The sequence below is a fragment of the Kitasatospora sp. NPDC088346 genome, assembly GCF_044740765.1.
Classification (GTDB): Bacteria; Actinomycetota; Actinomycetes; order Streptomycetales; family Streptomycetaceae; genus Kitasatospora.
Genome location: NZ_JBIURH010000006.1, coordinates 81,315 through 96,585, shown reverse-complemented (window position 1 = coordinate 96,585; position 15,271 = coordinate 81,315). Strand labels below are relative to the sequence as shown.

At 75.2% G+C, this 15,271-nt stretch carries 14 protein-coding genes; 9 read left to right on the top strand and 5 right to left on the bottom strand.

The window, feature by feature from the left end; all coding sequences use genetic code 11:
* Positions 1–68: 68 nt before the first annotated feature.
* The 4 genes from ACIOFR_RS11280 to ACIOFR_RS11265 all read left to right on the top strand — a co-directional run bounded on the left by ACIOFR_RS11280 (position 69) and on the right by ACIOFR_RS11265 (position 3,720).
* Positions 69–1,031 carry a DUF5937 family protein gene (locus ACIOFR_RS11280; protein ID WP_400994946.1) on the top strand — a complete coding sequence of 321 codons (963 nt, stop codon included), beginning with the start codon at positions 69–71 and terminating at the stop codon, positions 1,029–1,031.
* A 49-nt stretch (positions 1,032–1,080) separates the two neighbouring features.
* On the top strand, positions 1,081–2,208 hold the full coding sequence (locus ACIOFR_RS11275) for a M48 family metalloprotease (protein ID WP_400994943.1): 1,128 nt from the start codon (positions 1,081–1,083) through the stop codon (positions 2,206–2,208).
* Between the two features lie 166 nt (positions 2,209–2,374).
* The gene (locus ACIOFR_RS11270) at positions 2,375–2,890 is read left to right on the top strand and encodes a hypothetical protein (RefSeq protein WP_400995331.1); all 516 of its coding nucleotides are present in this window, start codon (positions 2,375–2,377) and stop codon (positions 2,888–2,890) included.
* Positions 2,869–3,720: an MOSC domain-containing protein gene (locus ACIOFR_RS11265; RefSeq protein WP_400994940.1), complete on the top strand. Its 852-nt coding sequence runs from the start codon at positions 2,869–2,871 to the stop codon at positions 3,718–3,720. The genes ACIOFR_RS11270 and ACIOFR_RS11265 overlap by 22 nt, the downstream gene beginning before the upstream one ends.
* On the opposite strand, the gene cobC is transcribed toward ACIOFR_RS11265, so the two are convergent.
* Positions 3,689–5,131 (bottom strand): Rv2231c family pyridoxal phosphate-dependent protein CobC, encoded by a 1,443-nt coding sequence (gene cobC, locus ACIOFR_RS11260; RefSeq protein ID WP_400994937.1) that lies wholly within the window; start codon positions 5,129–5,131, stop codon positions 3,689–3,691. The genes ACIOFR_RS11265 and cobC overlap by 32 nt on opposite strands.
* Before the next feature lie 253 nt (positions 5,132–5,384).
* Here cobC and ACIOFR_RS11255 point away from each other — a divergent pair, with 253 nt between their 5' ends.
* The 4 genes from ACIOFR_RS11255 (at position 5,385) to ACIOFR_RS11240 (ending at position 9,159) form a co-directional block, all read left to right on the top strand.
* Positions 5,385–6,275 (top strand): alkaline phosphatase family protein, encoded by an 891-nt coding sequence (locus tag ACIOFR_RS11255; RefSeq protein ID WP_400994934.1) that lies wholly within the window; start codon positions 5,385–5,387, stop codon positions 6,273–6,275.
* Between the two features lie 5 nt (positions 6,276–6,280).
* The gene (locus tag ACIOFR_RS11250; protein ID WP_400994931.1) at positions 6,281–7,630 is read left to right on the top strand and encodes an MFS transporter; all 1,350 of its coding nucleotides are present in this window, start codon (positions 6,281–6,283) and stop codon (positions 7,628–7,630) included.
* Positions 7,627–8,649 carry a TolB family protein gene (locus ACIOFR_RS11245; RefSeq protein ID WP_400994929.1) on the top strand — a complete coding sequence of 341 codons (1,023 nt, stop codon included), beginning with the start codon at positions 7,627–7,629 and terminating at the stop codon, positions 8,647–8,649. Before ACIOFR_RS11250 ends, ACIOFR_RS11245 begins: the two co-directional genes overlap by 4 nt.
* Before the next feature lie 252 nt (positions 8,650–8,901).
* Complete coding sequence (locus ACIOFR_RS11240) at positions 8,902–9,159, top strand: hypothetical protein (protein ID WP_400994927.1); 258 nt, start codon at positions 8,902–8,904, stop codon at positions 9,157–9,159.
* A 70-nt stretch (positions 9,160–9,229) separates the two neighbouring features.
* Here ACIOFR_RS11240 and ACIOFR_RS11235 read toward each other — a convergent pair whose 3' ends face one another.
* On the bottom strand, positions 9,230–9,700 hold the full coding sequence (locus tag ACIOFR_RS11235; RefSeq protein ID WP_400994925.1) for an OsmC family protein: 471 nt from the start codon (positions 9,698–9,700) through the stop codon (positions 9,230–9,232).
* Positions 9,701–9,799: 99 nt separating this feature from the next.
* On the opposite strand from ACIOFR_RS11235, the gene ACIOFR_RS11230 reads away from it, so the two are divergent.
* A complete protein-coding gene (locus ACIOFR_RS11230) occupies positions 9,800–11,137 on the top strand; it encodes a DUF4190 domain-containing protein (protein WP_400995329.1) in 1,338 nt (445 codons plus the stop codon).
* A gap of 70 nt (positions 11,138–11,207) precedes the next feature.
* Here ACIOFR_RS11230 and ACIOFR_RS11225 read toward each other — a convergent pair whose 3' ends face one another.
* Genes ACIOFR_RS11225 through ACIOFR_RS11215 form a run of 3 tightly spaced genes read right to left on the bottom strand, consistent with a single transcriptional unit; the run spans position 11,208 to position 15,247 of the window.
* Complete coding sequence (locus ACIOFR_RS11225) at positions 11,208–12,572, bottom strand: cobyrinate a,c-diamide synthase (RefSeq protein WP_400994922.1); 1,365 nt, start codon at positions 12,570–12,572, stop codon at positions 11,208–11,210.
* Between the two features lie 4 nt (positions 12,573–12,576).
* Positions 12,577–13,182 (bottom strand): cob(I)yrinic acid a,c-diamide adenosyltransferase, encoded by a 606-nt coding sequence (cobO, locus tag ACIOFR_RS11220; RefSeq protein WP_371500004.1) that lies wholly within the window; start codon positions 13,180–13,182, stop codon positions 12,577–12,579.
* Positions 13,183–13,186: 4 nt separating this feature from the next.
* Positions 13,187–15,247 (bottom strand): putative cobaltochelatase, encoded by a 2,061-nt coding sequence (locus ACIOFR_RS11215; protein ID WP_400994919.1) that lies wholly within the window; start codon positions 15,245–15,247, stop codon positions 13,187–13,189.
* Positions 15,248–15,271: the final 24 nt, after the last annotated feature.

The following is a 15,271-nucleotide window of genomic DNA, read 5'->3' as shown; positions in this document are numbered from 1 at the left end:
GGGAATCCTGCGTCCGTGCTCCTCGTTGCCACCAATCATTCGGTCAGGGCTGAATCCTGGGGGTACGCATGCTGGAACTGGCCTTCTCCGCCCGGGACCTGGCCCGAACCAGGCTGGCCGTCTCACCCCTCTGGGAGGTGGTCACCAGCCTCCGGGCCCTGCAGTCCGAGCGGATCCGCCCGCTGCACCTGCGCTGGGCCGCCCGGACCAGGCCGCACCTGCACGAGCTCCCCCTGCTGACCGCCCTCGTCCCGGCGCAGGGCTACGTCCCGGACTTCCTCAACCCGCCGGCCCCCTCCGCCGTCCCGTCCTTCGACGCCGAACTGGCCGCCGTGACCCGTACCGGCCCCGAGCGGATCCGGGCCGACCTCGGCCGACTGACCCGCTGGACCCCCGACGTCCAGGCCCTCCACGACGACCCGGCCGCCGGGCTGACCCGGCTCGCCGACGAACTGGGCCGCTACTGGGAGGTCGCGCTGGCGCCCTACTGGCCGCGGCTGCGGGCCGTCCTGGAGGCCGACGTGCTGCACCAGTCGCGACGGTTCGCGGCCGAGGGCGCGGCCGCGGTGCTGCGCGAGCTGAACCCGCACGTGGAGTGGGGCGAGGAGGTGCTCAGCATCCCCAAGTCGCTCTGCGGCAGCTCCGGCAGCCTGGCCGGGCGCGGGCTGCTCCTGGTGCCGTCCGCGTTCGTCGGCCCGTCCGTGCTGATCGTCAACGCCCCGCCGGACGCCGTGCAGATGTGCTACCCGACCCGGGGCGTCGGAACGCTCTGGGAACAGGCCCCCGCCCGGGTGCCGGACGCCGTCGCGGCGGTGCTCGGCAAGTCCCGCGCCCTGCTGCTCGCCGAGCTCGCCGAACCCGCCTCCACCACCGAACTCGCCCGCCGCACCGGCCTGTCCGCCGCCGGGGTCTCCCAGCACCTCGGCGCGCTACGGGCGGCCGGCATCGTCACCTCGCACCGGGCCGGCCGCTCGGTGCTCTACCAGCGCACGGCGGTCGCCGACACGCTGCTGGCCGCCGCGGCCGGCTGACCGGATCCGGCGGCCCGGCCGCCCGTCGGCGCGCCCTAGGGTGGTCGCCATGGACGACTTCACGCCCCAACAGGTGGCCCGGGGGCGCGCGCTGCGGCAGGCCCAGGTGCCGTGGCTGCTGGCCGGCCGGCTCGCGGCCCTGGCGCTCTCCCTGCTGCTCGGCCTCACCCCCGCCGGCGCCGGCCTGGTGACCGCGGCCGGCGGCCTGTTCGGCGGCTCGCGGACGGCCGAGGTGCTGGCCGGCGCCGCCGCGCTGGTCCTGCTCGGACAGCTGCTCGGCCTGCCGTTCGGCGCCCGGGTCCGGGTGGTGCGCGCCCGCTACGGGCTGGTCACCCAGGGCTGGGGCGGCTGGGCCGTGGACGCGCTGCGCGGGCTCGGCCTGACCCTGCTGCTCGGGCTGCCCCTCGCGGCCGGTCTGTACGCCCTGACCGGGTGGTCCGTCCAGGGCTGGTGGCTGCCGGCGGCCGGTGCGGCGGCGCTGCTCACCGTGGCGCTGTCCTTCCTCCACCCGCTGCTGTTCGAGCCGCTGTTCAACCGCTTCACCCCGATGCCGGACGGGCTGCTGCGGGACGCCCTGCTGGCCCTCGCCGCGCGGGACGGCATCCCCGTCGGCCAGGTCCTGGTCGCCGACGCCTCCCGCCGCACCACCGCGCTCAACGCCTACGTCTCCGGCCTCGGCGCCACCCGCCGGATCGTCGCCTACGACACCCTGCTGGAGGCCGCCGAACCACGCGAGGTGGAACTGGTGGTCGCGCACGAGCTGGGCCACGTCAAACACCGCGACGTGCTCACCGGCACCGCGCTGGGCGCGGTGGGCGCCGCGGCCGCGGTCTGCCTGCTCGGCCTGCTGCTCTCCTGGCAGCCGCTGCTCTCGGCGGCCGGCGCGACCGACGCCGCCGACCCCCGCTCACTGCCGCTGCTGGCCGCCTGTGCCGCGCTCATCGGCGCCGTGAGCGGCCCGGCCCAGTGCGCCGTCAGCCGCCGGATCGAGACCCGCGCCGACCGGCACGCCCTCGAACTCACAGCCGACCCCGACCAGTTCATCGCCATGCAGCGACGCCTCGCCGTCACCAACGTCTCCGACGTCGACCCGCCCCGCCTGCTGGAACTGCTCTTCGCCACCCACCCCAGCGCCGTCCGCCGCATCGCCGCCGCCCGCGCCTGGCAGCACGCCTGACATCCGCCGCCCTCACGGCGTGAACCCGAAACCGCCCTCGGCCGACGCCGTCGTTCGGATCACCGCGCGTCGCCGCACGTTTCCCGAATTTCGCTGGCGCCGGGGGGACGGCGGCGCCGAGGATGGGGGCGTGGATCCGGGAGGGGGAGTCGTGAGACCGCTGCTGATGCTCGACGTCGACGGGCCGCTCAATCCGTACGTGGCCAAGCCGTACCGGCGTCCGGAAGGGTACCTGACCCACCGGGTCCGGCCCGCGTCGTGGATCGCGCGGCAGAGCGACCGGCCGCCGGAGCGCGCCAAGCCGCTGCGGCTGTGGCTGCACCCCGGGCACGGGCCCGCGCTGCGGGCGCTGCCGTTCGAGCTGGTCTGGTGCACCACCTGGAAGGACGAGGCCAACGAGCACGTCGGACCGCTCCTCGGCCTGCCCGAACTGCCCTACGTCGACTGGCCGTCCATGCACCACGGGGACCCGGACGGGCTGCACTGGAAGACCCGGTACCTGGTGGAGTGGGCGGCCGGCCGCCCCTTCGCCTGGGTGGACGACGAGCTGGAGCCGCAGGACACCGCGTGGATCGCCGCGCACCACCCGGCCCCGGCGCTGACGGTGGCCGTCGACCATCGGGTGGGCCTGCAGCCGGCGGACTTCGCCCGCCTCGCCGCGTGGGCGACGGCCCCGTGGTGACCCTCGGCGTGGTCGGCAGCGTCCACCGGTACCCGGTGAAGTCCATGCTGGGCGAGGAGTTGGCGCAGGCCGAGGTCACCGGGCGCGGCGTGACCGGCGACCGTGCGCTCGCCCTGCTGGACCGGGAGAGCGGCCGCGTCGCCAGCGCCAAACAGCCGCGCCTGTGGCAGGGCCTGCTCGGCTACACCGCCACCCGCACCGGCCACGGGGTCAGGATCGAGTCCCCCGACGGCAAGCCGCTGCTGAGCACCGATCCCGGTGCCGACGAGGAGCTGTCGGCCGGCCTCGGCCGTGCCGTCACCCTGATCGACGCGCCGCCGCCCGGCGCGCAGCTGCTCCGGGCCGTCCCGGAGGAGGTGCTGGCGCACGGCAGCGGTGCCGAGGTCCCCGTCACGGTCTCGGAGCTGGGCCGGGCCGCGCCGCCCGGCACCTTCTTCGACTTCGCGCCGCTGCACCTGCTGACCACCGCCGCGCTGGACCGGATCGCCCGGCTGAGCCCCCGGGGCGCGGTGGAGCCGGCCCGCTACCGGCCCAACGTGGTGATCGACACCGGTGACGCGGAGGGCTTCACCGAGAACGGCTGGGTCGGCCGCGAGCTGCTGATCGGCGCCGAGCTGCGGCTGAAGGTGCTGGTGGCGACGCCGCGCTGCGCGGTCCCCACGCTCGCCCACGGCCCGCTGCCCGGGGACCGCGACGCCCTGCGGGTGCCCGCCCGGCACAACCGGGTGGAGCCGCTGCCGGGGATGGGCCCGCAGCCCTGCGCCGGCGTGTACGCGCGGGTGCTGCGCCCCGGCGTGATCAGGCCCGGGGACCGGGTGCGAGCCGACTGAGCGCGGCCAGGAAACGGTCGGTGGTCGCCGGGTCGCGGACGGCGATCCGAAGCCAGTCCGGCCCGAGCCCCGGGAAGGTGTCCCCGCGCCGTACGGCGAACCCGGCCGCCCGCAGCCGTTCGCGGACCGCCGCCGCACCGGGCAGCTCGACCAGGACGAACGAGGCGGCCGGCACGCCGTGCACCCGGACACCCGGCACCCCGGCCAGCCCCTTCAGCAGGTGGGCGCGGTGCTCGGCGCAGGTCCGGGCGGCGCGGTCCGCCTCCGCGACGGCCGCGGGCGTGCTGCAGATCTCGGCGGCGGCCAGGGCCGGGGTGGAGACCGGCCAGAGCGGCTGGGCGGCGCCGAGCCCGGCGATCAGCGCGGCGGGGCCGAGGACGTAGCCGATCCGCAGCCCGGCCAGCCCCCAGGTCTTCGTGAGGCTGCGCAACACCACCACCTGCCCGGGGAGCTCGCGCAGACCGGCCAGGGACTCCGGCTCGCCCGGGGCGGTGTCCATGAACGCCTCGTCGACGACCAGGGTGCGCCCGGGCCGGGCCAGCGCGGTCAGGTCGGCGGCGGGGTGCAGGACGGAGGTGGGGTTGGTCGGATTGCCGATCACCACCAGGTCGGCGTCCTCGGGCACCGCGTCCGGCCGCAGCCGGAAGCCGTCCCCGGCGGTGAGCAGCACCCGGTGCACGGGATGGCCGGCGTCCCGCAGGGCGGCCTCCGGCTCGGTGAACTGCGGGTGCACCACGACCACCCGGCGCGGCGTCAGGACACGGGCCAGCAGGACGAAGGCCTCGGCGGCGCCGGCCGTCAGCAGCACCTCCTCGACCGGCCGGCCGTGCCGGGCGGCGACGGCGGCGCGGGCGGCGGACTGCTCGGGGTAGGCGGCCAGGCCGAGGAGGGTGTCGGCCAGGTGGTCGCGCAGCCACCGCGGCGGCGTGCCGGTGCGGACGTTGACGGCGAGGTCGACCAGCCCGGGTGCGCCGACCTCGGCGTCCCCGTGGTGGCGCAGGTCGGGTTCGACGGCGACGGCGACGGTGGCCCGGGCGGAGGCGCGCTTGGGGACGAGCAGGCCGCCGCCCGCACCGAGCAGCGCCGCCGCCTCGGCCACGCCGGGGGTGCCCACGGCGGCCAGCGTCCGGTCGGACGGGTTCGGCACCGGGACCAGGGCCAGCGCCGCGGCACCGAAACCGGCCAGGGGGACGCCGAGCTCGGCGGCGGCCGCGCGCAGGGCGGGCTCGTCGAGCCGGGTGTCCAGGGTGGCGAGGCGGGCGACCTCGGGCCGGGTGCGGCCGGCTTCGGCCAGGGCGGCGTCGATCAGGGCGAGCACCTCGCCGGTGTCCACCCCGCGGCTCGCGCCGACCCCGACGGTCAGCGAGGGTCCGTGCACAGGGCCCACCCCTCTCGAAAACGACCTGGTCATCGGCGTCGAAATCCCACCACGGGGCCGCGGACCGGGTCAATCGGCGGGGTTGTGAGCTTGGCCGCCCCGCGGGCGCACCCGGCGGTGACTCCTGTCGTGGACCTGGCCGGTTCCGGTCCCCGCTGGGAGAATCGGGGGGCCAGCGTTCGCCAGTTCTTCACCTGCGAAGCGCGGCCGAGTCCACCGCCGCGCTCCTAGGGTTGCCGCGCTCCAACCCCGTCGCACGCCCGTCACTTCTGTCCGGAGGACAGTCATGACCGCCGCTCAGGCCCCTCAGCGCAACCGCCGCTCCCTGACCGCCCTGGCCGGGGCCGTCGTCCTCGCCGCCACCTCGGCCGGCCTGTGGGCCGCCACCGGCTCGACCGCGCAGGCCGCCGCCCTGCCCTCGCCCGACCACGTGGTCATCGTGGTGATGGAGAACCACGCCTACACCCAGGTCATCGGCAGCTCCAGCGCGCCGTACCTGAACAACACGCTCAAGGCCGGTGGGGCGAACCTCACCCAGTCCTTCGGCCTCACCCACCCCAGCGAGCCCAACTACTACATGCTGTTCTCCGGCTCCAACCAGGGCCGCACCGACGACAGCTGTGTCGGCGTCGGCTCGCTCTCCGCGCCCAACCTGGCGTCCGAGCTGATCGCCGCCGGCAAGACCTGGGCCAGCTACAACGAGGGCCTGCCCAGCCAGGGTTCGACCACCTGCAGCAGCGGCAAGTACGCCCAGAAGCACAACCCGTGGTTCGGCTTCTCCAACGTGCCGACCAGCACCGCCAAGACCATGACGCAGTTCCCGACCGACTACACCACGCTGCCCAAGGTCTCCTTCGTGGTGCCGAACCTGTGCAACGACATGCACGACTGCTCGGTCTCCACCGGCGACACCTGGCTCAAGAACAACCTGGGCGCGTACGCCACCTGGGCCAAGACCCACAACAGCGTCCTGGTCGTCACCTTCGACGAGGACAACAAGCTCTCCGGCAACCGCATCCCCACCGTCCTGTACGGCGAGCACGTCACCCCGGGCAGCTCCAGCAGCACCACCTACAACCACTACAACGTGCTGCGCACCCTGGAGGACCTGGCGGGCCTGTCCGCGCACGCGGGCAACGCCGCCTCCGCCACGGACATCACCGGCATCTGGAACTGACACCCGTGTACCTCGCGGACTCCCGCAGCACGAAGGCCGCCGCCGCCCCGGACACCCGTCCGGGGCGGCGGCCGGCCGCCGTGCCCGGCACCGTCCTGGCCCTCGGCGCGGTCAGCCTGATCACGGACGTCTCCTCGGAGATGGTCACCGCCGTCCTCCCCCTCTACGTGGTCGCCACCCTCGGCCTCTCCCCGCTCGGCTTCGGCCTGCTCGACGGCATCAACAACGGGGTCGGCGCGCTCGTCCGGCTCGCCGGCGGCCACCTGGCCGACGGCGGCGGCCGCCGCCACAAGGTGGTGGCCGGCCTCGGCTACGGGCTCTCCGCCGTCTGCAAGCCACTGCTGCTGCTCGCCCACGGGCTGCCGCTGATCAGCGCGGTGCTCGCCGCCGACCGCACCGGCAAAGGCCTGCGCACCGCCCCCCGGGACGCGATGATCTCGCTGGCCACACCGCCCGAGCACCGCGGCCGGGCGTTCGGCGTGCACCGGGCGATGGACACCACCGGCGCGCTGCTCGGCCCGCTGGCCGCCTTCGCGGTGCTGCGGGTGGCGGGCGGACCGCTCCTCGGCGAGGGCGGCGACGCGGGCGGCTACGACGCGGTGTTCGCGGTCAGCGGGTGCGTCGCGGCGCTCGGCGTCCTGGTGCTGGTGCTCTTCGTCCCCCGGCGGATCACCGCGGCCGGGACCGGACCGGCAGCTCGACCGGCGGCGACCGGACCGGCGGCGACCGGCACCGCCGGGAGCGAGCCGGCCGGCCCCCGCCCGACCCTGCGCGACTCGCTGGCCCTGCTGCGCCGCCCCGCGCTGCGCCGACTGGCCGCCTGCGCCGCCCTGCTGGGCCTCACCACGGTCAGCGACTCCTTCCTGTACCTGCTGCTCCAGCGCGAACTGCACCTCTCCGCCCACCTGTTCCCGCTGCTGCCGCTCGGCACCGCCGCGACCTTCCTGCTGCTGGCCGTCCCGCTCGGTGCGCTGGCCGACCGGATCGGGCGGCGCCGGCTCTTCCTGGTCGGCCACGCCGTCCTGCTGGCCGGCTACGGCCTGGTGCTGTCGCCGCTTCGCGGGCTGCCGGTGCTGGTCGCCGTCCTGGTGCTGCACGGGGCCTTCTACGCCTCCACCGACGGCGTGCTCGCCGCCGCCACCGCGGACGCCGTCCCGGCCGCGCAGCAGGGCGCCGGCCAGGCGCTGGTCGGCACCGGCCAGGCGCTCGCCAGGTTCGCCTGCTCGCTCGCGTTCGGCGCGGCCTGGAGCCTGTGGGGCGGGCGGACCGCGCTCGCGGTCGCCGCCGTCGCGCTGGCGGCCGGGGCCGTCGCGGCCGCCTTCGTCCTCCGTCCCGCCGAAGAGGTGTCCGCATGACCCGCAACCGCACCCGCCTGCTCATCCTCCTGGTCGCCGTCGTCCTGCTCGGCGCGGTCGGCACCGGCGCGGTACGGTACGCCGCCGACCGCTCCGGCAGACGCGACCAGGAGCAGGCGGGCGGCCCGCCGGTCCGCACCGGCCAGGTGTCGCTGCGCCCGGACGGCCGGCAGCTGCTGGTCCGCAACCTCGCCTGGGGCCCGCACCGCGACGAGCTGGCCGCCGTGGCCGCCGACCGGCCGGACGGCCCGCGCACCGTCTCCGGCGTCAAGTGCCTGCGCTTCCACGCCGCCGCCGGCACCGGCATCTGCCTCCAGGCGGAGCACGGCGCGCTGGAGGACACCTACCGGGCGGTGGTGCTCGACTCCCAGCTCCACGAGGTGCGCCACTTCCCGGCCGCCGGCATCCCGACCCGGGCCCGGGTCTCGCCCTCCGGCCACCTGGTGGCCTGGACGGTCTTCGTGAGCGGAGACTCGTACGCGGGCACCGACTTCTCCACCCGCACCGCGATCGTGGACACCCGGACCTGGGCCGTCGAGGACAATCTGGAGACCTTCGCCGTCACCAAGGACGGCAAGCCCTACCGGGCGTCCGACATCAACATCTGGGGCGTCACCTTCGCCGACGACGGCGGTTTCTACGCCACCCTGGCGACCGGCGGGCAGACCTACCTGGTCCGGGGCGACGTGACCGCGCGCACCCTCACCACCCTGCACCAGAACGTCGAGTGCCCCTCGCTGTCCCCCGACGGCACCCGGGTCGCCTACAAGAAGCGGGTCGCCGGCGCCTCGCCCGACGCGCCCTGGCGGCTGTCCGTGCTGGACCTGCGGACGATGACCGAGACCGCCACCGCCGAGCAGCGCAACATCGACGACCAGGCACTGTGGTCCGACGGCTCCACCCTCGTCTACGCCCTCCCCGGCGACTACGGCTCCGACCTGTGGACCGTCCCCGCGGACGGCAGCGGGGCGCCCGTCCGGCTGATGACCTCCGCCGTCGCGCCGGCCTACCTGGGATAGGGCTCGTCCGACGGACGAGTCCCCGGCGGGCCGGGAGGCCGAGCTGCGGGGGCGCCCGGGCGGTGCCAGGCTGGAACTGCGCACGTGCGGGGGAGCCGCGTCGACGGCCCCGGCGCCGCGCGCCGAACGATCCGACCGGACGGGCCCGCCACCGGAGGACTCCGGACGCGGCCTCCCCTCGGCAGGTCGGCCGGCGGGTCGGCCGCCGGGCGGGCCGGTGGCGAGGGCCCGGCACGTCCGAAGGAGTGCGCCATGTCCACCAGTACCGTGCTGAGCGGCTGCCAGCTGATGAAGCGGATGGCCAAGGAAGGGCGGAAGGAGATCGAGGACGAGAGGCGGCGGATCGACCTGCTGGAGAGCCAGATCGACGCGCTCGGACACATCCCCGACACCCCGCCCAGCCAGATCGAGGCGCTGCGCACCCGCCTGCGCGAGCTCCGGGACCGGCTCGAACTCGACGAGGCCCAGCAGAGCGCGCTGGAGGACGAGATCCTGGCCTCCTGCTCCTGAATCGACCCGGGGCGGGCCGACTCGACCCGGCCCGGCGCTCTCGCGCCGGTCGGCGCGGGAAGCGATCGGCTCACACCGCGACGGACACCTCCGGCTCGTGCCGGACCGGGAAGTTGACCGAACTCGCGATGAAGCAGGAGGCGTGCGCGTCCCCGTGCAGCGCGAGCGCGCGGTCGACCATCGCGGCCTCGGCCACCTCCACCCGCGGCCGCAGCACCGCCCCGGTGAAGTGCCCGCCCGTCGCGGTCTCCGCCATGGTGCCCTGGGGCTCGTCCCGGTACGACACCACCACCACGCCGTTGACGGCGCAGTGGTGCAGGTACCAGAGCAGGTGGCACTGGGAGATCGAGGCGAGCAGCAGCTGCTCCGGGTTCCACCGCGCCGGATCGCCGCGGAAGGCCGGGTCGGAACTGCCCGGGATGGTCGGCCGGCCCTCGGCGGCGACCTCGTGCGAGCGCCCGTACGAGCGGTAACCGCTGGTGCCGGTACCGAGGTTGCCGGTCCAGGTGACGCTCGCGGTGTACGTGTGCAGCCTGCTCATGCCATGACTCCCCGGGGACGTGCGGGCGGACGTGCGGGCGGATGGTGGTGCCGGTACGTACGGGCATTCAAGCATCCAGCGGAATGCGGTGGTTCGGTGATGATCCAGTCGGCTATATTCGCGCAGCCGTCGAACGGATCACCCCGGCGGCAGCCCTGTGCCCGAGGAGAGCCCGCCATTCCGTCCGACCAGACCCCGACCGACGCCGCCGAACCCACCCCGCCGCCCGGGGACGCGATGTTCCAGGCGTTCGCGCCACCGACGGAGACCCCTGGCACACCCCCGCCCGCGCCCCACCAGCAGGCCGGGCCGTACCCGCCCGCCGGGCCCCAGCCGCAGGGCCCCTGGGGCCACCCGTACCCGGGCTACCCCGGCCACCACCCCGGTTTCCCGGGCTGGGTGCCCCCGCCGCCGCCCACCGGCTGGAACGGCTTCGCCATCACCTCCCTGGTGCTCGGCATCATCGGCATCGCCTGCTGCCTGTGGGTGGGCGCCATCGCCTTCGGCATCGCGGCACTGCGCGCCATCCCGCAGCGCAACCAGCGCGGCAAGGGCATGGCGGTCGCCGGCATCGTCCTGGGCGCCGTCTGGGGCGCCCTGCTGATCGCGGTCGCCGCCTCCGGCGTCCTGGACCGGGTCGGCGACCACACCGACGACCGCGGCGTGCGGACCGGCCGGATCAGCGTCGACGACCTGCGCGTCGGCGACTGCTACGCCCGGCCCAAGGACCTCGACCGCGCCACCCGGCTGACCCTGGTCGGCTGCGCGAGCGCGCACTACGGCGAGGTGTACGCCGTGGGCAACCTGCCCAAGGGTGACTACCCGGGCGAGGAGAAGGTCACCGCGGCCGCGGAGAAGCTCTGCTCCACGAACCAGGAGAAGTACACGATGGACGACCGGGCCGTCCCCGACCAGACGGACCTCTTCTACTACTACCCGCAGAAGACCGGCTGGGAGTGGGCCGACGACCGGCAGGTCACCTGCGTCTACTCCTTCGAACACGGCGACCGGACCGGCTCCCTGCGGCGCGACGCCAGCAACCTGACGGCCGAACAGATGACCTACCTCAACGCCGTCAAGCCCTTCAACACCGCCCTGCTGCACAGCCCCGACGCCGAGGACCCCGCCGAGGACCCCGAGGCCTACCGCGCCTGGGCCAAGGAACTCGCCGACGGTGCCGACGCGGAGGCGAAGGCCCTGGAGTCCGCCACCTGGACCACCGCCGCCACCCGCCAGGCGGTCGCCGACCTCGTCGTCGCCGTCCGCAAGGAAGGTACCCACTTCCGCGCGGCCTCCCAGTCCACCGACCCCGCCGCGATCGAACGCGAACTCGACGACGCCAACAGCGGTGCAGCGGCCATCAGGGCCACCGTCGTCCGCACCGCCCTCGACCTCGCCACCGGCCACAGCCGCGGCTCGTCCCCGACCACGGTCTAGCTGCCGCGCGCAGTTCCTCGCGCCCCTGAGGGTTTCCCGTCTTGTGCGGGGGGCGTTTTTTTTGAGGGGCCTAAGGTGTGGCGGGTGAGGCTGCCGTGCGGACGAGGCGTTCGGCGGTTTCGGGGGTTCCGGCCCAGTGGAGGTGGAGGTAGGAGGCGTGGACCGGGCCGTGGACGAAGCCCTCGGTGCGTGGGCCGGTGGGGGCGCGCCAGGCCCAGGCGGGCTGTTCGCCGCTGCCCGGTTCGCAGACCGTGCGGTGGAACTCGTGCCCGCGTACCCGGGTGCCGGCCACGGCGAGGGGGCTGTCGCCGAGCGCGACGGCCTCGCGGTAGCCGAGGGTGAGGCGTTCGGTCATCCGGGCGGTGGTGTCGAGCACGCCGCACATCGGTTTGCCGTCCAACTCCCGTCCCAGGTAGAGCAGTCCGGCGCACTCCGCGGCGATCGGCGCGCCCGAGGCGGCGAGCCGGGCGACGGCCGTCCGTAGCTGGGCGTTCTCGCTCAGCTCGGTCACGTACAGCTCGGGGAAGCCGCCGCCGATCACCAGCGCGGCGGTGTCCTCGGGCAGTTCGGTGTCCCGAAGCGGGTCGAAGGTGACGACCTCGGCGCCCGCGGCGGTGAGCAGTTCGGTGTTCTCCGCGTACGAGAAGGAGAACGCGGCGCCGCCCGCGACCGCGATCCTGGGCCGGCCGGGCACCGGTGAGACCTCGGCGGCCGGGTCCCAGGGGGCGGCGGTGAGGGGTGGTGCGGTGGCGGCTAGGGCGAGCAGGGCGTCGAGGTCGACCGAGCGGCCGATCAGTTCGCCCATGTCGTGGACGGCGTGCAGGGCTTCGGAGGTGCGTTCGACGGCGGGGATCAGGCCGAGGTGGCGGGAGGGGGTGGCGACGGAGGCGGTGCGCCGGACCGAGCCGAGGACGGGGACTCCGGAGCCCTCCTCCAGGGCTTCGCGCAGCAGTTCCTCGTGGCGGTCGGAGGCGACCCGGTTGAGGACGACCCCGGCCAGCCGGACCTCCGGGTCCCAGGACGCGAAGCCGTGGACGAGGGCGGCCACCGAGCGGGACTGCGAGGAGGCGTCGACGACCAGCACCACGGGTGCTTTGAGGATCTTGGAGATCTGGGCGGTCGACGCCAGCTCGCCCTGCCCGGCGGCGCCGTCGTAGAGCCCCATCACGCCTTCGACGACCGCCACGTCGGCGCCGGCCGCGCCGTGCAGGAACAGCGGGGCGATCCGCTGCGGCCCGCACATGTACGCGTCCAGGTTGCGGCCGGGCCGGCCGGCGGCGAGCGCGTGGTAGCCGGGGTCGATGTAGTCCGGGCCGACCTTGTGCGGCGAGACGGTGAGGCCGCGCGCGGCCAGTGCGGCGATCAGTCCGGTGGCGACGGTGGTCTTGCCCGCCCCGGAGGAGGGGGCGGCGACGACGAGACGGGGGATGTTCAACGGACTACCACTCGATACCGCGCTGGCCCTTGCGGCCGGCGTCCATGGGGTGCTTGACCTTGGTCATCTCGGTGACCAGGTCGGCGAGTTCGGTGAGCGGCTCCTTGGCGTAGCGGCCGGTGATCACCACGTGCTGGCTGCCGGGGCGGTCCCTGAGCACGGCGACCACCTCGTCCACGTCGACCCAGCCCCAGTGCATCGGGTAGGTGAACTCGTCCAGTACGTAGAAGCGGTAGGTCTCGGCGGCGAGGTCGCGCTTGACCTGCTCCCAGCCCTCCTTGGCGGCCTCCTCGCTGGACTGCTCCATCTCGGCCGAGCGCTGGACCCAGGACCAGCCCTCGCCCATCTTGTGCCAGTCGACCGTGCCGCCCTGGCCGGAGGCGCCGAGCACGCGCAGCGCGTTCTCCTCGCCGACCTTCCACTTGGCGGACTTGACGAACTGGAACACCCCGATCGGCCAGCCCTGGTTCCAGGCCCGCAGGGCCATGCCGAAGGCGGCGGTCGACTTGCCCTTGCCGGGGCCGGTGTGCACGGCGGTGATCGGCAGCGTCCGGCGCTGGCGGGTGGTCAGGCCGTCGTCGGGGACGGTCTCGGGCTTGCCCTGCGGCATGGGATCACGCGGCCTTTCGGTCGTGGTCGGCGGAGCGGTGGGCGTGCACCAGGGCGGCCACGCCCTCGGCGCGCAGTTCGTCCAGGGTCACGGCGGGGGCGTTCAGGCGGGCGGCCAGGGTGTGGGCGAGGCCGAGCCGGACGGGGCCGGACTCGCAGTCCAGCACCACGGCGGCCAGGCCCTGCGAGGCCAGCAGTCCGGCGGCCCGGTCGGCCTGGGCGAGGGCGTCCCGGCCGCCGGTGGCGCGGCCGTCGGTGACGACGACCAGCAGCGGACGGCGGTCGGGGTCGCGCATCCGCTCCACCCGCAGTACCTCGTGGGCGCGCAGCAGGCCCGCGGCCAGCGGGGTGCGGCCGCCGGTCGGCAGCTGTTCGAGCCGGGCCGCGCCGACCTCGACCGAGGAGGTCGGGGGCAGCACCAGGTCCGCGGCCGCGCCGCGGAAGGTGATCATGCCGATCTTGTCGCGCCGCTGGTAGGCGTCCATCAGCAGCGACAGCACGGCGCCCTTGACGGCGGTCATCCGCTGTCGGGCGGCCATCGAGCCGGAGGCGTCCACGACGAACAGCACGAGGTTCGACTCCCGGCCCTGCCGCACCTGCTCCCGGAAGTCGTCCCGGTGCAGCACCAGGGCCCGCGAGTCCCGCCCGCGCGCCACCTGGTGGGGTGCGGCGGCCTGGAGGGTGGCGGCCAGGTGCAGCCGGGCCAGCCGGCCCTGCGGACGGCGGGCCCGGATGGTGTGCCCGCTGTCGGTCTCGGCGGGGGAGCGGCGCCCCTGGGCGCCCTTGCCGGTGCCGGGCACCTTGAACAGCCTGGTCCGGTAGGGCTCGCCGGACGCCACCGGGGTGGCCTCCCGGCCGCCGCCGGGCGCGGGCTGCGGAGCGGGCGTCCCGGGCTGCGCGGGCTCCTCGGGCGTGGGGGCGGTGCTGCCGTCCTGCGGCGCGGTGCCGGGCTCGGGGGCACCGCCGCCGTCCGGGTCGCCGCCGTCGGGCCCGCCGTCGCCCTCCGGTCCGCCGTCCGGGTCCCGGTCGGGGTCCTCGGGGTCGTCCGGCTGCTCGGCGTGCTCCTCCAGCGTCCGCTCCAGCTGCTCCTCGTCCAGCCCGGGGGCGTCGAAGGGGTTGCGCCGGCGCCGGTGCGGCAGGGCCAGCCGGGCGGCCTGCCGGACGTCTCCCTCCTCGACCGCCGTACGGCCCGCCCAGGCCGCCAGCGCGACGGCGGTACGGGCCATCACGATGTCCGCCCGCAGGCCGTCCACCTCGAAGGCGGCGCAGACGGCGGTGATCTGGCGCAGCGCCACGTCGCTCAGCTCGACCTCGGGCAGCAACTCCCGTGCGGTGGTGATCCGTTCGGCGAGCGCCCGCTCGTCCTCGGCGAACCGGGCGGCGAAGCCCGCCGGGTCGGCGTCGTACGCGAGCCGCCGCCGGACCACCTCGGCCCGCTCGGCGGCGTCCCGGGTGGCCGCGATCTCCACGGTGAGCCCGAACCGGTCGAGCAGCTGCGGCCGCAGCTCGCCCTCCTCCGGGTTCATGGTGCCGACCAGCAGGAAGCGGGCCGCGTGCCGGACGGACACGCCCTCGCGCTCCACGTACGAGCGGCCCATCGCGGCGGCGTCCAGCAGCAGGTCGACCAGGTGGTCCTGGAGCAGGTTCACCTCGTCGATGTAGAGCACCCCGCGGTGCGCCTTGGCCAGCAGGCCGGGCTCGTAGGCCTTCACGCCCTCGGCCAGCGCCCGTTCCAGGTCCAGCGAGCCGACGATCCGGTCCTCGGAGACTCCGACCGGCAGCTCGACCAGGTGGGCCGGGCGCAGCTCGGTGCCGGGTACGGCGTGCGGCGCGTCCGGGCACTGCTGGTCCGGCGCGACGGGGTCGCAGGCGAACCGGCAGCCGTCGACCGTCGCGATCGACGGCAGCAGGCCCGCCAGCGCCCGCACCATGGTGGACTTGGCGGTGCCCTTCTCGCCGCGGACCAGCACACCGCCGACCGCCGGCGAGACCGCGTTGAGCAGCAGCCCGAGCCGCAGGTCGGCCATGCCGACGATCGCGGTGAACGGGTATCGGACGTCACTCATCAGTCGTGCCACTCTCCAGACTTC